The sequence below is a fragment of the Streptomyces xantholiticus genome (assembly GCF_014651015.1).
GTDB lineage: Bacteria > Actinomycetota > Actinomycetes > Streptomycetales > Streptomycetaceae > Streptomyces > Streptomyces xantholiticus.
This window is the reverse complement of sequence record NZ_BMWB01000001.1, coordinates 637,808-659,599: the sequence shown is the minus strand read 5'-3', so window position 1 is coordinate 659,599 and position 21,792 is coordinate 637,808. Positions and strand designations below refer to the sequence as shown.

Here is a 21,792-nt window from a genome sequence, read left to right as displayed (position 1 = left end):
GGCGGCGCGTCTTCGCCCGACCGGCCGGTGGAGGCTCGCCGGAACCCGGTGTCGCGCCGCTGTCACGTCGGCGGGCACGGACTCGAGGCTGTGGCCGCCGAGGCCAGGGCCGCTTGCGGAGGTCGGCGGCATGGCGGTGACCGCCGCCTGCGGAGGACTGTCCCTCAAGGGAGCCGCGCCACGCCGCCCGTCGTGTCGGTCCGGTCCAGAAAGGTGATGACGGCACGGGTGAAGCCGTCGGCGTCGTCGTGCCAGGGGAAGTGGCCGGCGCCCGGCAGCACGACGGTCTCGGCTCGAGGGAACGCCTCGGCGGACGCGACCACTGCGCGCGGCGGTGCGGCGACGTCGAACTCGGCTGCCAGCAGCAGAGTCCGCCCCTCGAACGCCGCCAGTGCATCGCGAGTCGCTGCGGGGGTGAAGGCGCCCTCCGCGTCGTACACCGCCGCAGCCTCTCGGTTTCGCTGTTCCGCGCCCGCTGCTCGGTGGGCGCGGGCCGCCGCGTCCCACCGACCGTGGGTGAAGGGGGCGACGGCCTCCCAGTCGGCGTCCGTGGCCCGGTCCTCGGTGATCGCCTTCAGCGCCTCGTAGGCCGTCGGGAACCACTCCTCGTCCTGCCGGAGCCGGGCCGTCTCCAAGCGGTCCTCAGCGGTGACCCGGCCGCCGACGGCCCGGGTGGCGGGTGTCACGAGCACCAGCTCACGGACGCGCTCGGGGTACCGGGCCGTGTAGAGCGTCGCCAACTCCGCCCCCGCAGAGTGTCCCAGCAGCCGCATCCGGTCGAGGCCGAGGTGCACGCGCAGGGCCTCGACGTCGTCGACCAGCCGGTCGCAGCGGTACGAGGCGGGGTCGGCGGGGTCCCCGGAGGCGCCCGTCCCACGCAGGTCGATCCCGACCACCCGGTGTCCGGCGGCTGCCAGACCGCCGAGGTCGCCGAAGTACGCGGACGCCCGCATGGGGCCGCCCGGCAGGCAGATCAGCGGCGCGCCCTCGCCGGAGACGTGACAGGCGAGAACGGTGCCGTCGGGTGCGGAGAACGTATGCATGGCCCCGGACCCTGCCAGCGCTGTCGTGGCGGGTGCAAGTCGGCCCGTGCACATCGTCCTTGGGCCACGCCGGGCGGAACCCGGCCGACAGGTCAAGAGCGGCGGTCACGGGTCCCGGCCGCGTTCGGAACGCCCTGCCTCCTGGGCGGCGCGGAAAAATACCCGGACCTGGCCCGTCCGGCCCTGTTAACCTCGCCGCATGACCACGCACTCGTTCCCGATGATGCCCCGCAGACGGGGCTGCTGAGACGGACGTGTGACGTGCCGAGGCCCCGAGGACGGGGCCTCCTTCGTGTGCGCAGGTAGGGGCCCGCCTCGGTCGAGGAGGAGATTCCCATGACCGGTACCCGTACCTACATCACCACGACCATCCCGTACGTCAACGCCCGCCCGCACCTGGGCTTCGCCCTGGAACTGGTCCAGGCGGACGTGCTCGCACGCCATCGCCGCCGGTCAGGCGACCAGGTCCGGTTCCTCACCGGCACGGACGACAACTCCCTCAAGAACGTCCTTGCGGCGGAGGCGGAGGGGACCGGTGTACAGGAATTCGTCGACCGCAACGCCGCGGCGTTCGCCGGGCTGCGCGAACCTCTGGCGCTGTCGTTCGACGACTTCATCCGCACCAGCAGCGATCCCCGTCACCGGGCCGGTGTGGAGCGGCTGTGGCAGCGGTGCGCCGATTCCGGCGACCTGTACCGCAAGCACTACGAAGGGCTGTACTGCGTCGGTTGCGAGCAGTTCTACACCCCGGACGACCTTGTCGACGGCCGCTGCTCGGAACACGGCACCGAGCCCCGACTCGTGTCGGAGGAGAACTGGTTCTTCAGGCTGTCCCGTTACGCGGGCACCCTGCAGGAGCTGATCGCGAGCAACAGGCTCCGGATCGAGCCCGCCTCCCGCCGCAACGAGGTCCTCGCACTGATCGAGAGCGGTCTGCACGACTTCTCCGTCTCCCGCTCCCAGCGCCGCGCCCGTGGCTGGGGCATTCCCGTCCCCGGCGATCCGGGCCAGGTCGTCTACGTGTGGTGGGACGCGCTCGCCAACTACGTGACCAGCCTCGGTTACGGCACCGCCGACGACGCCTTCGACCAGTGGTGGGCACGGAGCGGGCGTCGCGTGCACCTCGCCGGCAAGGGCGTGATCCGCTTCCACGCCGTCCACTGGCCGGCCATGCTGCTCTCCGCCGGACTGCCGCTGCCCAGCGACATCCTGGTCCACGACTACCTCACGGTCGACGGGCGCAAGATCAGCAAGTCCGCCGGTACGGCGGTCGATCCGGCGGGCCTGGTCGCCGATGTCGGCACGGACGCCGTCCGCTGGTGGCTGCTGCGCGACGTGCCGCGCGTCGGCGACGCCGACTTCACCCGCGACCGGCTCGTGGCCCGCGCCAACAGCGATCTCGCCGGCGGGCTGGGCAATCTGGTCAACCGTGTCGTGACCATGGTCCACCGTTACCGGGACGGCCGACTTCACACTCCGCGCGGCAACGCGCCCGGCTGTGCGCCGCTGGCACGGGCATGCGCCGACAGCCCGCGCCAAGTCGACGCCGCCCTGGCCGACTTCGACTTCCGCCGGGCCGCGGCGGCGGTGTGGACGATCGTCGAGGAGGCCAACCGCTGCATCGACGCCACAAGGCCGTGGGAGTCGGCCAAGGCGGAGAAGGCGGGAGACGGTGCGGCCGGGGAGCGGCTGGAGGCCGTCCTCGGCGCCCTCCTGGAGGCCTGTCTGCACTTGGCCGACCGGCTGACCCCGTTCCTTCCGGCAGCCGCTGCCCGCATCGCCCAGCAGTGCACGGCGGTCGACGGAGTCCTTCCCGAGCCGGTCCCGCTGTTCCCGCGGATCGACACCTGACGCGTGCGAGGGGCCGGCAGGTCCGGCCCGGCAGGTTCGGCACGGCATCCCGGTCTTACATACATGCGTGCATGTATGTAAGATGGAACGAGTGAGCCGTCAAGGACCGTCGAGGGGGAATGCGGGATGGGCAAGAGTCAACTGGCGCAGCAGGTGCGGAAGGTCGAAGTGACCGATCCGATCGCCGCGGCCGAGCGATACGACTACGCGGATGCCTTCGAACTCCGTCTGCCCGAGCCGGATCCGCATTCGCCGGAAGCGTGGGTCCGCGCCGGACTCGTCGGCACCCCGCAGTGGGTGGACCGGGTGGCGGGGCTGCTGGGCCTGCGCAGCGCGCCCGCGGAGTCGGCGGACCACGTGGAGGGTTTCCGGGTCGTCGAGTCCGGCCCCGAGGTGGTCCGTCTGACGACCTCCCTGCCTCTGATGCACGTCGTGCTCGTGGGTCGCCGGGTCGCCCCGGACCGCCGACTGTTCACCAGCGTTCTCCGCTACCGGCGACCGGTGCTCGCCCGACTCGTCTGGGCGGTCGTCGGCATCGGCCATCGGCGGGCGGCACGGCAGTTGGTCACGAGTATGGTTCGGACCGTCCGAGCCGACTGATCGGAGCGAGGCATGGCGGACGAGACACCGGAGAGGCTGACCCAGGCCGACCGCAGGCTGCGTTCCCGCACCGCGCTGCTCGAGTCGGCCGCGCGGGGCCTGTCCCGCTACGGGTACGGCAACCTCGTGCTCGAGCAGGTGGCCAAGGACGCCGGGTACACACGGGGGGCGCTCTACCACCAGTTCAAGGACAAGCAGGCCCTGACCCTCGCAGTGATCGACTGGATCATGGAGAACTGGGATCAGGAGGTCGGCCGGTTCGTCGAGCAGGAGGCGGATCCGGTCGGGGCACTGCTCACTCTGGCCCGCGGCCACGCCGTCTTCTGCCGGCGTGACATCGCGCGGGTGGCGATCGCACTGCGGCTGGAGTTCTCCGGACAGGACCATCCGGTCGGGCGTGAGATCGAGAAGGGCTATCGAGAGCTCGTCGAGCGCTGCGTCGGCCTCGTAGAAGCCGCACGTGACGCCGGTTCGATCGCCGAGGGCCCGCCGGCCGCAACCGTCGCGCTCGCCTTCGTGGGCGCGATCGAGGGCACGTCGATCGCTCTGTCCGGCCAGGCCCCGTACGACGAGCAACTCGTGGCCGGAGCGGCCGCCGGTGCGCTCGGGCTCGATCCGGTGGCACACGTGCCGGTCGCGGCTGGAGTCACCCCATGTACATGACGCGGCATCCCCGACGCCGTGCCTGCCGGCGACAACGGGACGGGAACCCGTATGGCACTCGCCAATCTCGCCAGGCTCCTGGAGGCGGACGAACACCCGCGGTGACCGCCCGACCGCACCAGCCGTCGTCTTGTGCATACGGCGGCGCGGGCAGATTCTGAAGATGATGAACCGGGCTGTGCAGGCTGCGGGAACGTGGAACGCGGCAAGTGCCTGGAGCGCATGGGAGTCACCGGAGCCTGAAGACCTCCGTGGCCCTCTTGATGTCGCCGTCGCCGCCGCGGTGGTGCTGGACGCCCGGAACACGGTCATCGGCTGGAGCCCGGCCGCCGCGGAACTGCTCGGATACCCGGCGGCCGACATCGTCGGACGGCCCGCCGACGTGTTCCTCTGCGGCCCCGCCCCCGAATCCACTTCCGAAGCCGGCCACGGCTCTGCCGCCACGACCGTGCGTCGCCACGAGACCCGTCTCGCGCGCCACCGTGACGGCCGCGGCGTCGCGGTCGAGGCGTCGGAGTGCAAGCTGGCTGACAGCGGCCCCGCGGCGCGGATCCTGGTCCTGGCCGACTCCGAACGGCTGCGGCTGTGGGAGTCCCGGCTCGCGATGCTGGACGGACTGGCCACCCAATCGCCGATCGGGCTGGCCATCTACGACACGGACCTCCGGATGGCGTGGGCGAACGCCGCGTCGGGGGAGGAGATCGGCCGGCCGTTCGCGCAGTACCGGGGGATGCGCTCCGACGAGCTGTACCCGGGCGGCACGCTGGTGAGCGAGGGGTACCCACGGGCCCTGGACGAAGTCATGCGCCGGGTCCTCGAGACCGGCGAGCCCGTCGTCGATGTGCACTTCCTGGGACAGATGCCCAGTGATCCGGGCCAGGACCACCTGTGGTCGTGTTCGTACTACCGGCTGCAGGACGCCGAGGGCCGGGTGCTGGGCGTCTGCGAGGACGCGTTCGACATCACCGCTCGCCACGAGGCCCAGAACCGGCTCGCCCTCCTGGTGGCGGCGGGGCGCAGCGTCGGCACCAGCCTGGACGCGACGGTCACCGCACGGGAGATCGCCGGTGTCGCGGTCCCTGGCTTCGCCTCCGAGGTCGAGGTCGATCTGGCGCCGTGGGTCCTCGAGGGCGGGGAGCCGGCGGACGGCTGGGCGCCGCAGAGCGGGCTCCTGCGGGTCACGCATGCGGCGGAGGGCATCGCGCGGCACGTCGTCGAGTACCCGCACGGGTCCCCCCAGCTGCGCAGCCTGTCCTCCGGCGGCCGGGTGCTCGTCGAGAACGTGCTGGTCGTTCCCATGCGCGTCGGCGCCGGACTCCTGGGCCTGGTCACCTTCACCCGGACCGGCAGGACGGCTGTCTTCGACAACGGTGAGATCTCCCTCGCCGACGAACTGGTGGCCCGCGCCGCGGTGTGCATCGACAACGCCCGCCGCTTCACCCGGGAACACGCCGCCGCCCTCACCCTGCAGCGCGAACTCCTTCCGCAGCACCTGCCGCGCCACTCCGCGGTCGAGTTCGCCCACCGCTATCTGCCCACCGACGACGTCACCGGGGTGGGTGGGGACTGGTTCGACGTCATCCCCCTCTCCGGTGCCCGGGTCGGGCTCGTCGTCGGTGATGTGGTCGGTCACGGACTGCCGGCCGCGGCCACGATGGGACGGTTGCGTACCACTGTGGAGGCCCTCGCCAAGCTGGACATGGCCCCGGAGGAGCTCCTCACCCGGCTGGACGACCTGATGGGTCCCGCGCCCGACACGGCACCGGAGGAGGGCGGCGGCAGGCGCCCGGTCGAGGCGGCGGACTCACCGGTGACCAATGGACCGCATCCCGACGTGACCACCGGTGCCACCTGCCTGTACGCCGTGTACGACCCGGTCTCCAGGCGCTGCACCATGGCGCGGGCGGGGCACCTGCCTCCCGCCGTCGTCCGTGCCGGCGGCGCGTGCTCCTTTCCCGAACTGCCGGAGGGGCCGCCGCTCGGTTTGGGCGGGCTGCCGTTCGAGGAGACGGACCTCGACCTGCCGGCGGGCAGTCTGCTCGCCCTGTACACCGACGGTCTGATGGAAGCCAGGGACCGTGACATCGACCAGGGGCTCGAGGTCCTCGCGCGCGTCCTGACCGACCACCGTGATCTGCCGCTGGAGGAGCTGTGCGACCAGGTGGTGGCCGCGCTGCTGCCCGGGGGCACGACCGCGGACGACACCGCCCTGCTCCTCGTCCGTACCCGTGAACTGGACGCCGGTCAGGTGGCCGTGTGGGAGCTGGCGGCGGAAGCGGTCGCGGCGGGCCGGGCGCGGGAGCTCGTCACCGCGCAGCTGCGTTCCTGGGACCTCGACGAGCTGGCGTTCGAGACCGAACTCGTCGTCAGTGAGCTCGTCACCAACGCCGTCCGGTACGCCGAGGGGCCGGTGCAGATCCGCCTCATCCGTGACCGGACACTGCTGTGCGAGGTGGCGGACGCCGGCCACACCTCCCCGCATCTGCGGCACAGCACGGCCGAGGACGAGGGTGGCCGCGGCCTGTTCATCGTCGCCCAGCTCGTGGAGCGGTGGGGCACGCGCTACACCCCCTCCGGCAAGACGATCTGGACGGAGCAGGCTTTCCCGGACGGCGGGCGCGGGGTCCCGGCGGAGCGGTGAAGGGGGTTCGGCCGACGGGCTTCCCCGGACCGGGACATGTCGGCGGCTCTCGCCGTGAACGCCTCCCGCGTCCATCCGTCCCACCGTTCGCGCAGCCGCAGCCGCAGCCGCAGCCCGGCGAACCGGCCCCTCCACGAAGTGGTCCAGGGCCGGGACGGAGAGGACGACTTCGACGTCGCCGACCCTGCACCACTCGCCGCGCTGCCCGGCTGCGGCGTGGAGGTCCGTCCCCGGTCGGAAGCCGAGCGCGCCCTCTTCACGGCCCGCGGCGTGGAGACCGACTGAGAACGTCCGCGCAGCGCACCGCCCCCGGTGCTGTGCGGTACCGGGGGCGGTGCTGGAGGAGCGGGGGGTGTCAGCCGACGAGTTGGGCGTAGGCGGGGAGAGTGAGGAAGTCCTCGTAGTTCTCGTCGAGAGCCACCTTCAGCAGCAGGTCGTGCGCCCGCTGCCAGTTGCCGGCGGCGAAGGCCTCCTCGCCCATCTCCTCACGGATCGCGGCCAGTTCCTCCGCCGCGACCTTCCTGACCAGCTCGGGTGTGGCGCGCTCGCCGTTCTCGAAGACGACGCCCGCGTTGATCCACTGCCAGATCTGGGAGCGGGAGATCTCCGCCGTCGCCGCGTCCTCCATGAGGTTGAAGATGGCGACGGCGCCGAGGCCGCGCAGCCACGCCTCGATGTAGCGGGTGCCGACCTGGACGGCGTTGCGCAGGCCCTCGTACGTGGGCCTGGCGTCGAGCGAGTCGATGGCGATCAGGTCACCCGGTGCGACGGAGACGTCCTCGCGCAGCCGGTCCTTCTGGTTCGGCTTCGAGCCGAGGACCGCGTCGAAGGAGGCCATCGCGATCGGGACCAGGTCCGGGTGGGCGACCCAGGAGCCGTCGAAGCCGTCGCCGGCCTCGCGGTCCTTGTCGGCCTTGACCTTCTCGAAGGCGACCTTGTTGACCTCGGCGTCGCGTCGGGAGGGGATGAAGGCCGCCATGCCGCCGATCGCGTGCGCGCCGCGCTTGTGGCAGGTGCGCACCAGCAGTTCGGTGTAGGCCCGCATGAAGGGGGCGGTCATCGTCACCGCGTTGCGGTCGGGGAGGACGAACTTCTCGCCGCCGTCACGGAAGTTCTTGACGATGGAGAAGAGGTAGTCCCAGCGGCCCGCGTTCAGGCCGGAGGCGTGGTCGCGGAGCTCGTAGAGGATCTCCTCCATCTCGTACGCCGCGGTGATCGTCTCGATCAGGACGGTCGCGCGGACGGTGCCCCGGGGGATGCCCACGTAGTCCTGGGCGAAGACGAAGATGTCGTTCCAGAGGCGGGCCTCGAGGTGCGACTCCGTCTTCGGCAGGTAGAAGTACGGGCCCTTGCCGAGGTCGAGCAGGCGCTTGGCGTTGTGGAAGAAGTAGAGGCCGAAGTCGACCAGGGCGCCGGGGACGGGGGTGCCGTCGAGCGTCAGGTGGCGTTCGGCGAGGTGCCAGCCGCGGGGGCGCATCACCACGGTCGCGAGCTCCTCGGCGGGCTTCAGCGCATACGTCTTGCCGGACCTCGGGTCGGTGAAGTCGATCCGGCGCTCGTACGCGTCGATGAGATTGAGCTGGCCCAGGACGACGTTCTCCCAGGTGGGAGCTGACGCGTCCTCGAAGTCGGCGAGCCAGACCTTCGCGCCCGAGTTGAGGGCGTTGACGGTCATCTTGCGGTCGGTGGGTCCGGTGATCTCCACGCGGCGGTCGTTCAGGGCTGCGGGCGCCGGGGCGACCTTCCAGGACTCGTCCGCGCGGATCGCGGCGGTCTCGGGGAGGAAGTCCAGCGTGGACGTACGGGCGATCTCGGCGCGGCGCTCGGCGCGGCGGGCGAGCAACTCGTCACGGCGCGGGGTGAAGCGCCGGTGCAGCTCGGCCACGAACGCGAGGGCCGCCTCGGTGAGGACCTCTTCCTGCCGGGGCAGGGGCTCGGCATCGACGATTGCCAGCGGGGACGGCGCTGGTGCGGACATGAGCTGTCACTTCCTTCGCGAGCTTCACGGGCTGTGCGCGGACCCGCCGTGCGGCCGCCCGGTCGCCGATGGATGGCACTGCGTGCCAGGGCTGCGAGGTACGGCCGTGGGCGCCGTCCGAGCTGTCAGGCGCTTCTGATCAGTGGATACTAGTTACCGCATGGTGGAAGTTCAATGTTTTGTTGATGTCGAGATTCTCCGGCTCGACAGAAGGTGGCGCACCGTGCCACGCCGCTCACCGAAGGTGGCGCAGGTCCTCGGGCGTGTCGATGTCGTACGCCTGCGCCACGTCACCGCACTCGACGAGCGTGATCGCGTCGGTGTGCGCCGCCAGATACGCCCGCGCACCCCGGTCGCCCACCGCGGTCGCCGCCACCTCGGCCCACCGGTCCGCGCCGAAGAGCACCGGGTGCCCGCGCCGCCCCTCGTACGCCGCCGCCACCAGTGACGCGCGCGAGCGGTACGCCCCGCGCACCCGAGCCACCGCCTCCGCGCCGATCCCGGGCTGGTCCACCAGCAGCACCAGCGCCGCGTCCGCCGACCCGGGCGACCTGAGCGATGCGAGCCCCACCCGCAAGGAGGAGCCCATCCCCTCCTCCCAGTCCGGGTTGTCCCGCACCACGCACGCCGACAGGTCCGCCTCCCGCCGCACCCGGGCCGCCGACGCGCCCAGCACCACGTGCACCGGATCGCAGCCGCCCTCGCGGAGCATCCGCACCGCGTGCTCGACGAGAGGTCTTCCGTGGTGCTCCAGCAGCGCCTTCGGCCGGCCGCCGAGACGCCGGCCACCGCCCGCCGCGAGCAACAATCCGGCGACGGCCGTTCCTTGGGGCGCGGACGAGGTTCGAGGAGATGGCATGGGGACTCCCTATCCCATAAGTGGGTGAATTCGCGGGCAGCGGCGTCTTCGGCGCTGCGTCTGACGGGGGTTGTCCGCGCAATCCTGCAACCGCCCGTGCGATGCCGGTCGTCCGACGTGGAGAGGCGGGTGACACCTTGGATAAGGTGCACCTTCAACACTGAGGTTCGCCATGGGGGATCAAGAGTCGATGAGTGGCCGCGCACACCAGGGAACGGTCTTCCAGCCGCTGGGTGAGGACGATCCGAAGCACGTCGCCGGATACAAGATCGCTGCCCGCCTCGGCGCCGGCGGCATGGGCAAGGTCTACCTTTCCTACACGCCCGGCGGCCGCGCGGTCGCCATCAAGGTGATCCGGCCCGACTTCGGCCAGGACGCCGAATTCCGCCGCCGCTTCGCCCAGGAGGTGCAGGCCGCGCAGCGCGTGCAGGGCCTGTTCACCGCGCCCGTCATCGACGCGGACGCCGACGCCGAGCAGCCCTGGCTGGCCACCGCGTACGTCCCCGGCCCCTCCCTCGCCGACGCGGTCGCCCAGCACGGCAAACTGCCGGTCGACACCGTGCTGTTGCTGGTCGCCGGCATCGCGGAGGCGCTGCAGATCATCCACGGCGCCGGCATCGTCCACCGCGACCTCAAGCCCGCGAACGTGCTCCTCGCCGCCGACGGTCCGCGCGTCATCGACTTCGGCATCGCCCGGGCCGCCGACGCCACCTCTCTCACCAGCAGCGGCGTCACCATCGGCACGCCCTCCTTCATGGCTCCCGAGCAGGCGGCGGGCAGTCATGTCACCCCGGCCACCGACATCTTCGCCCTCGGCCAGATCACGGCGTACGCGGCGACCGGCAGGGCGGCGTTCGGCGAGGGCACCTCGCACGGTGTGCTCTACCGGATCGTCCACGAGCAGCCGGACCTCACCGACCTCCCCGAGCAGCTGCGCGAACTGGTGACCCGCTGCATGGTCAAGGAGCCTGAGGGGCGGCCGTCGGTCGCCGAGATCCTGAGTATCTGCCAGACGGCCAACGGGGAGACCGTGCTGCGGCGTCCGGAGGAGTGGCTGCCGAGCGTCGTGGCCGCCGAGATCTCGACCCGCAAGGCCGCGCCCGCCCCGCCGGCCACGCCCGCGAGCGGCCAGCCGCCCGTGGCGGCGCCTGCGGCACCCGCAGCTCCCGCCCCGGCCCACGCGCCGACCGCGCATGCCGCACCACAGACCCCGCCGCCGGGGTTCGGGCCCGCGCCGCAGCCGCAGCAGCCGGGGGCACATCAGCAGCCGCCGGTGCAGCCGCAGCCGCCCGCCGCGCACCAGCAGCCGCCCGCCCAGCCGACGTACGGCTACCCGCAGGCCGCCCAGCCGGCGCCCGGCTACGGCTACCCCCAGACGGCGCCGCACCCGCAGCACCACACCGCCCCGCAGCCGTACGGCACGGTCGCCTCTCCCGTGCCGGCGGCCACGCCGCCCAAGAAGAAGAACAAGGCGCGCAATCTCGCCATCGCGGCCCTCGTCACCCTGATCGTCGGCGGCGCGGCCGGCGGCGGGGCCTACCTCGCCCTGTCCGACAGAGACAAGGACAAGACCAACCAGAGCCAGGGCAAGGGTGACCCGTCGGCGGGCACCACGCCCAAGGAAACAACCCCTTCGGGCGACGCCACGCCGGGGGCCGACGGCGACGGCCTGGACACCGCGCCCGGCGACGCGGTGCCCGCGCCGGAGCCCAAGACGTACACCGGGCTCAACATCGTGAACAACTACCACATCTTCCTGGACCATGACCCGATCAAGCCGCTCGACGACGACTCCAACGCCGACTTCGAGTACGAGGGCGACCTCAGCCAGGTCGAGACCGAGAGCGGCAGGATGATCCTGCTGGGCAGCGGCCAGGCCGGCGACCTCGACACATGCCGGAACGACACGCGCTACACCACCACCATCGAGATGGGCCTGCTCTCCAAGGGCTCCCAGATCTGTGTGCTCACGGACTCCGGTCACGTAGGCCTCGTCACCTACCAGGGCAAGTCCTCGGAGAACGACGCCAGCCGGTTCATCACCGTCGACGTGACCGTGTGGCGCAACGCGATGGATCCCGTCCCCTCGTCCTGAATTACGTCCGCACGGTGGCGCGGTGCGGGCCGGATGGCGTTAACTGGCCCGCACCCCTCGGGCGCTCGACCACCGTCCTGTGGGGCCGTTGATGTGCACAGGGACGTGCGAGAGGCTGGGCTTTGTTGCAGAGCGTGGGGCAGACGCGGGTGACGGGCAGAGGCAACGGCGAGGATCCGAGAGCGGCGGAGTTGCGGGCTGCGGTCGCCAGGCTCCGGCGCGAACTGGCCGGACATCCCGTCGATTTCAGCGACCGGGGGATCGCCGAGGACGAGCTGGCCGTGCTGGCCGCGATGGTGGCGGCAGGTGACCCGGAGATCCCCCGGATGCGCCGATCGCTCCTGCTCATCGCCGGCGCGATCGGCTCAGTCAGCGCGCTCTCGCCCGCGCTGATGCAGGTCCGTACGGCCGTCGACCTCTTCGGCGACACCCCGCCCCGGCGCCTGTGACGACGCGCGTACGCCCCACTGCGCGGGGCGTCGCGAGGAGGCCCGGGCACGGGTCCTCAACGTCCGGTGCGCCCACCGTCCGGTTGGGGCGCACCGGCATGAGCACTGTCGGGCGCGGGTATCCGGCGTCAGCCGGGACTGACCCCGCCACGCCGGCCGCCCGTCTCACCGTCCTTCTTCTTCGATGAACTCCTTGAAGCGGCGCATGTCGCCCTTCACCCGCCGGTGGATCAGGCCCGACGCCGCAGCGGTCTTTTCTGCCATGCCGCTGGGTTGGACCTCCATGACGAGCTCCACCCGCGTGTGGCTGTCGTCCAGGCGCTGGAAGCGGACCATGCCCATCTGGTGGATCTCGCCGCCGGTCGTGCGCCAGGCGATCCGGTCGTCGGGCAGTTTGTCGATGATCTCGGTGTCGAACTCCCTGTGGACGCCGCCGATCTTCGTCGTCCAGTGGTTGTGGCGGTCGTCGATCTGCCGGACCTCTTGGACACCCGCCATGAACTGGGGGAACGCTTCGAACTGGGTCCACTGGTTGTAAGCGGTGTGAAGCGGGACGTCGACGTCCACGGACTCCTTCACCATGCTCATCTGTTGACCTCCTCGTGCTACCGCACGGATGCCTTCCGCATGCGTCGGGGAACGGTCAGGCGGGTGCCGCGGCGACGGCGACCGTGTCGCCGGAGGAACGTCGTGCTCCTCGTGACGACGGGTCAGTGCCTGAAGCGGTCCCTCGACTTCTCCTTGGTGGCGCGAGCCCTGCCCCGGGCCTCCAGCGCCGCGCCCTTGGCCGCGGTGGTGTCCTTGCCCATCGCGTGGGCGGCCTTCCGCACGGCCTTCCCGAGAACTTGTTCGGCCTTGGCCTTGGCCTTCTCTCCGGTACTCATGTCGGTCCTTTCGTAGGTCCCACCAAACCGCCTGCCCGTGCCCCGGGGATGGAAACCGATCCCGCCGTAACGAGCCGGGACAGCCAGAGGACCCGCCGCTCGACGACATCACCCTCGCGTCGTCAGGATCGGCGAGTACGGCGAGCGGAGGGCGGCACGCCGACCGTCACGGCGCCGGGCGCGAGCGACACCGCCCGGTACATCAAAAGCTCCGTGTTCGACGGCCGCGATCTGAGCCGCACCTGGCCGGCGTGGGACGCGGTCGCCCACGGCGGCACGCTCGCGCATGTACTGGGCGACAAGCCGTCGGCCTGGGGCACGGGCAACGCCGCCGAGCCGCCGTCGGTGAACCGTGCGGCCGGCGATTCCCGCCGGCATCTGGACGCATCACTGGGCGCCGGTTCCGACGTCGTTCCGGAGAGCGACGCTCCGCAGACCGCCCACCTCGCGCTCGACGTGCTGGGCCAGGCACCGGGCGCGCTACGGGTCTCGGTGCGGGCGACTGCGCCCGAGGGGTGGCGGGTGCGGATGCCGTCGGCGTTCGGGCTCGACTCCCGCCGGCTGCCGGTGGGAGTCGACCGTGGAGCCCGAGGTGACCGTCCCGGCGCAGGCCGCACCGGGCTCCTGCACGGTGCGGTTCGAGGGGCCCGGACCGCGGTCCGGGCCCCTTCCGCGTCGTCAGCCCTGGCCGTTGGTGGTGGCCAGCGCCGCGGACAGGTCGCGGGCGACCTCCTGGAGCAGCGGCACGATCCTCTCCGTCGCCGCCTCCGTCACGCGGCCCGCCGGACCGGAGATCGAGACAGCGGCCGCGGTGGGGGAGTCGGGCACGGAGACCGCCAGACAGCGGACGCCGATCTCCTGTTCGTTGTCGTCCACCGCGTAGCCGGCGCGGCGGACCTGTTCGAGCGCCGCCAGGAAGCCCTCGGGCGTGGTGATCGTCTTCTCGGTTGCGGCCGGCATGCCGGTACGGGCCAGCAGCGCCCGTACCTCCTCCGCCGGGGTGTGCGCGAGGAGCGCCTTGCCGACGCCGGTGGAGTGCGGCAGCACCCGGCGGCCGACCTCGGTGAACATGCGCATGGAGTGCTTGGAGGGCACCTGCGCGACGTACACGATCTCGTCGCCGTCGAGCAGCGCCATGTTGGCGGTCTCGCCGGTCTCCTCGACGAGACGGGCGAGATAGGGGCGCGCCCAGGTGCCGAGCAGGCGGGATGCGGACTCGCCGAGGCGGATCAGCCGGGGGCCGAGCGCATAGCGGCGGTTGGGCTGCTGCCGTACGTAACCGCAGGCGACCAGCGTCCGCATCAGCCGGTGGATGGTGGGCAGGGGGAGACCGCTGCTGACGGAGAGCTCACTGAGACCTACCTCCCCACCGGCGTCGGCCATTCGCTCGAGCAGGTCGAAGGCGCGCTCAAGGGACTGCACGCCGCCGCTGGCGGCGGGCTTGGCTGCGTCGGTGGCGCTGGCGCTGGACGTCGGCACGTCGGCGGTCCTTTCGGGCAGGCAGGGCAAGGCAGCAGCCTACCCGGCGCATCCGTGGGACACATCGTCCGCCCAGGCGCGTCCTGGCCGGTCAGGGGGCGTTTGTCCCTGTGCCTGCGGTGTTGCGCGGGCCGGCTCCTGGCTGAAGCGACCACGTTGAAATGGAATTATACTTCCACTTTATGGAAAAGCGCAAGGGTGGCCTCGCGGCTCCGCCGGGCCTTGACGGGTACCGGCCGGAGGGGAAGACTCCTTCAACAGTTCGTTGAATTTTTCGCCGCGCAGAGTGGAAGTGAGGGGAGCGGGTGTCCGACGTGTCCGACGTGGAAGTGGAGCTGGTCCTGCGCTCGACCCGGGTGATCACCCCCGAGGGGACGCGCGCCGCGACGGTCGCCGTCGCCGGCGGCCGGATCGCCGTGGTGGGACCGTACGACGCCGTCGTGCCGGCCGGTGCACGGCTCGAGGACGTCGGGGACGACGTCGTCATGCCCGGCCTCGTCGACACCCATGTGCATGTGAACGACCCCGGCCGCACCGAGTGGGAGGGCTTCTGGACCGCCACCCGCGCGGCCGCGGCGGGCGGCATCACCACGCTGCTCGACATGCCGCTCAACTCCTTGCCCCCCACCACCACGGTCGGCCACCTCGCCGTCAAGCAGGAGGTCGCCCGCAGCAAGGCGCACATCGACGTCGGCTTCTGGGGCGGTGCGATCCCGTCCAACGTGAAGGACCTGCGACCGCTGCACGACGCCGGCGTCTTCGGCTTCAAGTGCTTCCTCTCACCGTCCGGCGTCGAGGAGTTCCCCGAACTCGACCAGGAGCAGCTCGCCCGCTCCATGGCGGAGATCTCGGGGTTCGGCGGACTGCTGATCGTGCACGCGGAGGACCCGCACCACCTCGCGGCCGCCCCGCAGCGGAGCGGGCCCAGATACGCCGACTTTCTCGCCTCCCGGCCGCGCGACGCCGAGAACACCGCGATCGAGGGCCTGCTCTCGCACGCCGAGCGGCTCGGCGCCCGCGTCCACGTCCTGCACCTGTCCTCGAGCGACGCCCTGCCGCTGATCGCCGCCGCCAAGCGGAACGGGGTCGCCATCACCGTCGAGTCCTGCCCGCACTTCCTCACCCTCACCGCTGAGGAAGTCCCCGACGGCGCCACCGAGTTCAAGTGCTGTCCGCCCATCCGTGAGGCCGCCAACCAGGACGCGCTCTGGCAGGGCCTCGCCGACGGCACCATCGACTGCATCGTCTCGGACCACTCTCCCTGCACCACCGACCTCAAGACCCCGGACTTCGCATCCGCCTGGGGCGGCATCTCCTCGCTCCAGCTCGGTCTGCCCGCGATCTGGACCGAGGCCCGCAAGCGCGGCCACACCCTCGACGACGTCGTCCGCTGGATGGCGAAGGCCCCCGCGGAACTGGCGGGCCTGAGCACCAAGGGCGCCATCGAGGCGGGCCGCGACGCCGACTTCGCGGTCCTCGCTCCCGACGAGACCTTCACCGTCGACCCCGCGGGGCTGCACCACCGCAACCAGGTGACCGCATACGCGGGCAGGACGCTGTACGGAGTCGTCAGATCGACGTGGCTGCGCGGCGAGCGGATCGTGGAGAACGGCAACCTGGCCGCGCCGACGGGCCGGCTGCTGGAAAGGAACAACTGAACCGTGTCTGCATCCCCCATCCCCTCCTTCACCGGTGACGCGAGCCCGTACGGCGGCGGCGAGCCGTACGCCGACTACCGAACCGCCGACTTCCCCTTCACACACCTCGCCGACCTCGCCGACCGCCGCCTCGGCGCCGGTGTCGTCGCCGCCAACGACGAGTTCTTCGCCGAGCGCGAGAACCTGCTGAAGCCCGAGCCTGCCGAGTTCGACCCCGAGCACTTCGGCCACAAGGGCAAGATCATGGACGGCTGGGAGACACGCCGCCGCCGCGGTGTCTCGGCCGAGCAGCCCCACCCGACCGACGAGGACCACGACTGGGCGCTGGTACGCCTCGGCGCCCCCGGTGTCGTACGCGGCATCGTCGTCGACACGGCGCATTTCCGCGGCAACTACCCGCAGGCCGTCTCGATCGAGGGCACGTCCGTCACCGGGTCCCCCTCTCCCGAGGAGTTGCTGGCCGGTGACGTGAAGTGGACGGCGCTGGTCCCGCGTACCGCCGTCGGCGGCCACGCCGCCAACGGCTTCGCCGTCGACGTCGAGCAGCGCTTCACCCACCTGAGGGTCAACCAGCACCCCGACGGCGGCATCGCCCGGCTGCGGGTGTACGGCGAGGTCGCCCCCGACCCGCGGTGGCTGGCCGCCCTGGGCACCTTCGACCTCGTCGCGCTGGAGAACGGCGGCCAGGTCGAGGACGCCTCCGACCGCTTCTACTCCCCGGCCACCAACACCATCCAGCCCGGCCGCTCGCGCAAGATGGACGACGGCTGGGAGACCCGCCGCCGCCGCGACAAGGGCAACGACTGGATCCGCTACCGGCTGGCCGGTCACGGTGAGATCCGCGCCGTCGAGATCGACACCGCCTACCTCAAGGGCAACAGCGCGGGCTGGGCGGCGCTGTCCGTACGGGACGGGGCGGAGGGGGCCGAGTGGCGCGAGATCCTGCCCCGCACCCGGCTGCAGCCCGACACCAACCACCGCTTCGTGCTGGACACTCCAGCGGTCGGCACGCATGTGCGGATCGACATCCACCCCGACGGCGGCATCTCGCGGCTGCGGCTGTTCGGCTCCCTGACCGAACAGGGCGCGGCCGGGATGACCGCCCGCCACCAGGAGCTCGGCGGCTGACGAGCCGTCACAGGACGGGAGGTGCGACACCCTCCCCGCGCGGGGCGCACCGGCCCACAGCGACGGTGCGCCCCACGCGCGTGCCCGGCGGCTGTCGGCAGTGCGCGGCTCAGGCCGCGTGGCCGCCGTCCACGGAGAACTCGGCGCCCGTGACGTACGCCGCCTCGCTGCCCGCCAGGTACGCGACCATCGACGCGATCTCGTCCGGCGTGGCGAAGCGGCCCAGCGCCGTGTCCGCCTTCTGCGGCTTTGCGTACGGGCCGTCCGCCGGGTTCATGTCGGTGTCGACCGGGCCGGGATGGACGATGTTCGCGGTGATGTTCCGCTCGCCCAACTCCCGTGCCAGTGCCTTCGTCAGGCCGATCAGCGCCGACTTGCTCATCGCGTAGAGGGTGCCGCCCGGACCGGGCACGCGCTGGGTCATGCAGGTGCCGATCGTGATGATGCGCGAGCCGCTGCCCATACGGGCGGCGGCCGCGCGGGACGTGAGGTAGACCCCCCGTACGTTCACGCCCAGCACCCGGTCGACGTCGGCGACCGTGATGCCGTCCAGCGGTCCGAGCACGCCCACGCCCACGTTGTTGACGAGGATGTCGAGCCCGCCGAGGGCCTCGGCGGCGGAGGCCACCGACTCGGCGGCCTCCGTCGCGTCCGCCGAGTCGGCGCGCAGCGCCACCGCGCGCCGGCCCGCCGTCTCGATCTGCCGCACGATGTCCTCCGCGGCCTCCTTCCCGGTCACATAGGTGATCGCCACATCGGCCCCGCCGCGGGCGAGCCGCAGCGCGGTCGCCGCGCCGATCCCGCGGCTGCCGCCGGTCACCAGGGCCACCTTGCCGTTCATCGAAGCCTCCGTCATCCGCCAAGTGGTTGCGGCTTCAATCACATCGGATCCGGCGCCCCCGTGCCGGCGGTGATCGGACATCGCGCTCGGCACGCCGATGAGTTCAGGGGTCATGCGCGGTCAGAGCTGTGACACTCATCGAAACCTGATGAAGCACGACGAAAGGCAGCACCATGGCGAAGCTCAGCCTCACCCAGTTCCTGACCCTCGACGGCGTGTACCAGGCCCCCGGCGGTCCCGACGAGGACACCCGCGGCGGCTTCGATCAGGGCGGCTGGTCCGTGCCGTACGGGGACGACGACTTCGGGCAGTTCATCGACGAGGTCTTCCAGCGGTCCGGCGCCTTCCTCCTCGGCCGCCGCACCTACGAGATCTTCGCCTCCTACTGGCCGAAGCAGACCGACCCGGCCGACCCCGTCGCGTCCAAGCTCAACGCCCTGCCCAAGTACGTCGCCTCGACCACCCTCGAGTCGGCCGACTGGGCCGGTACGACGATCATCGGCGGCGACCTCGTCAAGGAGGTCACCGCGCTCAAGGAGCGCACCGACGGGGAGCTCCAGATGCACGGCAGCGGAGGCCTGGCGCGCTCCCTGATGGAGCACGACCTGATCGACACGCTGCACCTGGTCGTCTTCCCCGTCGTCCTCGGCAAGGGCCTGCGCCTGTTCGCGGAGGGCGCGACACCCACCGCCTTCAAGCACGTCGAGGCCCGGACCACGAGCACCGGCGCGGCGATCCACACGTACGAGCTCGCGGGCCGGCCGTCGTACGGCAGCTACATCTGAGGGAAACGTGTAGCACCCACGCGTCCGCCGCCGGTACGGTGATCGCTCCCGCGTGTGAGCCGCCGAAGTCTCCACCCTTCCGTACCCGCAGGAGACCCGGTGTCGTCCATCGCCGTACCCGCACCCGCGTTCGCCCCGCGCCGCGCCTGGCTCACCGATCTCCCGGTGCTGCTCGTCGCCGTCGTGTGGGGTGCCAGCTATCTCGCGGCGAAGGGCATCACCACCACCCACACCGTCGTCGCGGTCCTCGTCCTGCGGTTCGCGCTCGTCCTGCCGGTGCTCGCCGTCGCGGGCCGGCGCAGGCTGCGGGCGCTGACCGCCGCTCAGTGGCGGGGCGCGGGGCTGCTCGGGCTGATACTGAGCGCCGTCTTCCTCCTCGAGACCTACGGTGTCGTCCACACCTCCGCCACCAACGCCGGGCTCATCATCAGCCTCACCATGATCCTCACCCCGCTCGCGGAGGCGGCGGTCCTCCGGCGGCGGCCGCCCGCGTCCTTCCTCGCCGCGGCCGCCGTCTCGGTCGCGGGAGCGGTGCTGCTGACCCAGGGCGGGGGCTTCACGACTCCGTCCACCGGTGACCTGCTGATGCTGCTGGCCGCCGTGGTCCGTACCGTCCATGTGCTGGCGATGGCGCGGATCAAGGCGGTGCAGGGCGCGGACTCCCTGTCCCTGACGACCGTCCAACTCGGCGCGGCCGTCGCGGTGTTCGCCGTGTTGGCCGCCCTGCCCGGCAGCGGTGCGTCGCCCTGGGCCGTGGCGGTCGGCTTCGGGCCGCGTGAGTGGGCGGGACTGGTGTTCCTGTCCGTGTTCTGCACCCTGTTCGCGTTCTTCGTGCAGATGTGGGCGGTACGGCGCACGTCGCCGTCCCGGGTCAGCCTGCTGCTCGGCACCGAGCCGCTGTGGGCCGCAGCAGCCGGTATCGCCATCGGCGGCGAACACCTGGGTGCGGTCGGTCTGCTGGGCGCGGCGCTGGTGCTCACGGGGACGACATGGGGCCGCCGGGCCGCCGACACGGGCGCCTGTTAGGTTCGACGGCCATGCGAGCGCTCCGGTACGACCTGGCCTTCCGTGTCCGCGCCAGGCGGACGCAGGCCTGGGGCTTTGTACTGCTCTCCGCTCCGGCGCGCAGCTGGGGGCGGCCTTCTCCCTCTGTGGCGCCGCAGGACACCGCCGGGGTAACGGCCGTCGTGCTACGAGCTCTCGGTATCCACCCAGGCCGTAATCCTTTTACGCACCTCTTGGTCTCCCACCACTATCAGCGAACCTGAGCGACGGTCGGGCGCACGGGTGATCGAAACACTGCCTCGGGTCTCCGCAGCGGTATCCAATGAGCCGGTGTACTCAATTACCATGGCATTCCTGCTGCATGCCAGCGATGCCCACGCCTTGGAGCTATCAGAGCCTGAGGAACTGTTGTATGGCCCTGCCGGATAGTGCGAGTTTCCCTCACGTTCGCTCGGCCATTGAGAGATCAGGTGGAGGCCGATGGCGGGTGGGTCGGCATGCGGGATGGTCAGGAAACCGCATGAGGTTTTGTTTGCATACATCAAGATTCGCTGTGAACCACTCTTGACCTCAGCAAGGAACTTGGGTGACCCGCCTGTGAGGGAGTCGTCATGTTCTGCCAATGGGTCATCGGCAACACTGATCGGGTCCATCTTGCTCAGCGGAACGAGGCGATCGCTGCTTTGCGCCGGGGGCGTTCCGGATGGCTCGCTTGTGCATCCGGTAGGAACGAGCACGAGAGCGGCCCCTACGACCAGAATCCGCTTTTTCCAGCCCAAGGGGCCACACCTCGCTCTTATTGATGCTTCAGTTACCTGTCACTCTAGCCACTGATTGAAGCAGACGCCCACGGGCTTGTACGCGTATACGTGCTTTCCGGTGGGAAACGCCCCGCTTACACCTTCCCATACTTCACCTACGTACTGATCGTAGAGCGGGAAGGCCTGTACTGTGCCGAACCTCCCCCTCGGCACCTCGTAGCGCGTCTGGTTGCTCACGCCGTAGCTTTTCGTGACATCCCAGCCCATGCCGGCTGAGATTTGACCCAGGTCGATACTGATCTCCTTCTTCACGGTCGCGTCGACCTTCTTGTCGACCGTGAGGACGAGCGTCGTCTTGCCGCGCCCGCTTGTCTGCTGGATCACGTCGGTACCGCACGACTGGCCGACATACTGCTTGTTCTTCACGAAGCGGAAAGCAGTCGCATCTGCGGGTGCTGGCGAGACCGAGTCGCTCCGATTCGGTCTTTCATCGGCGCCCACGGATCCAGTGGTCACCTTGACGATGGTGTTGGGGCTTGGATCGAAGAACTTTCCGTCAGCAGAAACAGAAGATTCCGGAATTCCCTCGAGATTTCCCTCACTCGCGTAAGAGACCCCGGAGCCTGCTGTTGCAGTCATAGCCACTGCAGCCCCCGCTGTGGCCAGAGCGGCAGCGATTTTCCGCCGTCGAGGCAAAAAATGCCCGTGCTTCACGTTCCCTCCTGAGATGACGGTACGTCGAGCGCAAACTTCCCCCATTCCCGATAGTCGGGGGAAGGCCTGAACTCTCTTACCCGTAAATCTTGCGCAGCTCCGCTCCAGCTCAGCAACGCTGTTCATCACTATGTGTTTTTGATCACAGCGGAATCTCAAATTCAGTTTAATTCCTCTTGCTCGCCTGGACCATCAAGCCATTTATCTCTCGAATATTTGGCTCAAACGCGAATGCCGTCGTGCACGTCCTGCACGCATCGCCGGGCCCGCCGTCGTGGGTGTGAGCGCAGGGACAGAGCCGTAGCGGCGACGGCCTTGCGCGCCGCTCGCTCGCGGTTTGAGGTTTCACGTCGAGGAT

At 70.7% G+C, this 21,792-nt stretch carries 18 protein-coding genes and 1 pseudogene; 11 read left to right on the top strand and 8 right to left on the bottom strand.

Features of this window, described 5'->3' with window-relative positions; translation table 11 throughout:
• Nucleotides 1–164: 164 nt before the first annotated feature.
• Nucleotides 165–1,043 (bottom strand): alpha/beta fold hydrolase, encoded by an 879-nt coding sequence (locus tag IE198_RS03075; protein ID WP_189882286.1) that lies wholly within the window; start codon nucleotides 1,041–1,043, stop codon nucleotides 165–167.
• 336 nt (nucleotides 1,044–1,379) lie between these two features.
• Between IE198_RS03075 and IE198_RS03070 the strand changes: the two genes are divergently transcribed.
• From IE198_RS03070 to IE198_RS03050, 5 genes are all read left to right on the top strand, one after another.
• Nucleotides 1,380–2,894, top strand: coding sequence for a methionine--tRNA ligase (locus IE198_RS03070; protein WP_189882284.1), 1,515 nt, complete (start codon nucleotides 1,380–1,382; stop codon nucleotides 2,892–2,894).
• A gap of 126 nt (nucleotides 2,895–3,020) precedes the next feature.
• Entirely contained in the window at nucleotides 3,021–3,494 is a 474-nt protein-coding gene (locus IE198_RS03065) for a DUF2867 domain-containing protein (RefSeq protein ID WP_189882282.1), read from the top strand.
• A 12-nt stretch (nucleotides 3,495–3,506) separates the two neighbouring features.
• Nucleotides 3,507–4,157 carry a TetR/AcrR family transcriptional regulator gene (locus tag IE198_RS03060; protein ID WP_189882280.1) on the top strand — a complete coding sequence of 217 codons (651 nt, stop codon included), beginning with the start codon at nucleotides 3,507–3,509 and terminating at the stop codon, nucleotides 4,155–4,157.
• Between the two features lie 166 nt (nucleotides 4,158–4,323).
• Nucleotides 4,324–6,798, top strand: a complete 2,475-nt coding sequence (locus tag IE198_RS03055) for a SpoIIE family protein phosphatase (protein WP_189882805.1) — start codon at nucleotides 4,324–4,326, stop codon at nucleotides 6,796–6,798.
• 36 nt (nucleotides 6,799–6,834) lie between these two features.
• Complete coding sequence (locus tag IE198_RS03050) at nucleotides 6,835–7,083, top strand: hypothetical protein (RefSeq protein ID WP_189882278.1); 249 nt, start codon at nucleotides 6,835–6,837, stop codon at nucleotides 7,081–7,083.
• Between the two features lie 70 nt (nucleotides 7,084–7,153).
• Here IE198_RS03050 and aceB read toward each other — a convergent pair whose 3' ends face one another.
• The gene (gene aceB, locus IE198_RS03045) at nucleotides 7,154–8,776 is read right to left on the bottom strand and encodes a malate synthase A (RefSeq protein WP_189882276.1); all 1,623 of its coding nucleotides are present in this window, start codon (nucleotides 8,774–8,776) and stop codon (nucleotides 7,154–7,156) included.
• A gap of 235 nt (nucleotides 8,777–9,011) precedes the next feature.
• Nucleotides 9,012–9,635, bottom strand: a complete 624-nt coding sequence (locus IE198_RS03040; protein WP_189882275.1) for a nucleotidyltransferase family protein — start codon at nucleotides 9,633–9,635, stop codon at nucleotides 9,012–9,014.
• Between the two features lie 190 nt (nucleotides 9,636–9,825).
• Between IE198_RS03040 and IE198_RS03035 the strand changes: the two genes are divergently transcribed.
• Together IE198_RS03035 and IE198_RS03030 are read left to right on the top strand one after the other, a co-directional pair.
• Nucleotides 9,826–11,730, top strand: a complete 1,905-nt coding sequence (locus IE198_RS03035; RefSeq protein ID WP_189882274.1) for a serine/threonine-protein kinase — start codon at nucleotides 9,826–9,828, stop codon at nucleotides 11,728–11,730.
• A gap of 125 nt (nucleotides 11,731–11,855) precedes the next feature.
• Nucleotides 11,856–12,179, top strand: coding sequence for a DUF5955 family protein (locus IE198_RS03030; protein WP_229833730.1), 324 nt, complete (start codon nucleotides 11,856–11,858; stop codon nucleotides 12,177–12,179).
• 128 nt (nucleotides 12,180–12,307) lie between these two features.
• On the opposite strand, the pseudogene IE198_RS03025 reads toward IE198_RS03030, so the two are convergent.
• The 3 genes and pseudogenes from IE198_RS03025 to IE198_RS03015 all read right to left on the bottom strand — a co-directional run bounded on the left by IE198_RS03025 (nucleotide 12,308) and on the right by IE198_RS03015 (nucleotide 14,542).
• Nucleotides 12,308–12,767, bottom strand: a pseudogene (locus IE198_RS03025) (SRPBCC family protein).
• Between the two features lie 122 nt (nucleotides 12,768–12,889).
• On the bottom strand, nucleotides 12,890–13,063 hold the full coding sequence (locus IE198_RS03020; protein WP_189882271.1) for a hypothetical protein: 174 nt from the start codon (nucleotides 13,061–13,063) through the stop codon (nucleotides 12,890–12,892).
• Nucleotides 13,064–13,741: 678 nt separating this feature from the next.
• Complete coding sequence (locus IE198_RS03015; RefSeq protein WP_189882270.1) at nucleotides 13,742–14,542, bottom strand: IclR family transcriptional regulator; 801 nt, start codon at nucleotides 14,540–14,542, stop codon at nucleotides 13,742–13,744.
• 314 nt (nucleotides 14,543–14,856) lie between these two features.
• On the opposite strand from IE198_RS03015, the gene allB reads away from it, so the two are divergent.
• Together allB and alc are read left to right on the top strand one after the other, a co-directional pair.
• Nucleotides 14,857–16,200: an allantoinase AllB gene (gene allB, locus IE198_RS03010; protein ID WP_189882269.1), complete on the top strand. Its 1,344-nt coding sequence runs from the start codon at nucleotides 14,857–14,859 to the stop codon at nucleotides 16,198–16,200.
• Between the two features lie 3 nt (nucleotides 16,201–16,203).
• Nucleotides 16,204–17,328, top strand: coding sequence for an allantoicase (gene alc / locus IE198_RS03005; protein ID WP_189882267.1), 1,125 nt, complete (start codon nucleotides 16,204–16,206; stop codon nucleotides 17,326–17,328).
• Between the two features lie 109 nt (nucleotides 17,329–17,437).
• Here alc and IE198_RS03000 read toward each other — a convergent pair whose 3' ends face one another.
• Nucleotides 17,438–18,169 (bottom strand): SDR family oxidoreductase, encoded by a 732-nt coding sequence (locus tag IE198_RS03000; RefSeq protein WP_189882265.1) that lies wholly within the window; start codon nucleotides 18,167–18,169, stop codon nucleotides 17,438–17,440.
• Between the two features lie 173 nt (nucleotides 18,170–18,342).
• On the opposite strand from IE198_RS03000, the gene IE198_RS02995 reads away from it, so the two are divergent.
• Nucleotides 18,343–18,954, top strand: coding sequence for a dihydrofolate reductase family protein (locus tag IE198_RS02995; protein ID WP_189882263.1), 612 nt, complete (start codon nucleotides 18,343–18,345; stop codon nucleotides 18,952–18,954).
• A gap of 99 nt (nucleotides 18,955–19,053) precedes the next feature.
• Nucleotides 19,054–19,980 carry a DMT family transporter gene (locus IE198_RS02990; RefSeq protein ID WP_189882261.1) on the top strand — a complete coding sequence of 309 codons (927 nt, stop codon included), beginning with the start codon at nucleotides 19,054–19,056 and terminating at the stop codon, nucleotides 19,978–19,980.
• A 797-nt stretch (nucleotides 19,981–20,777) separates the two neighbouring features.
• Here IE198_RS02990 and IE198_RS02985 read toward each other — a convergent pair.
• Nucleotides 20,778–21,359, bottom strand: coding sequence for a hypothetical protein (locus IE198_RS02985; RefSeq protein WP_189882259.1), 582 nt, complete (start codon nucleotides 21,357–21,359; stop codon nucleotides 20,778–20,780).
• Nucleotides 21,360–21,792: the final 433 nt, after the last annotated feature.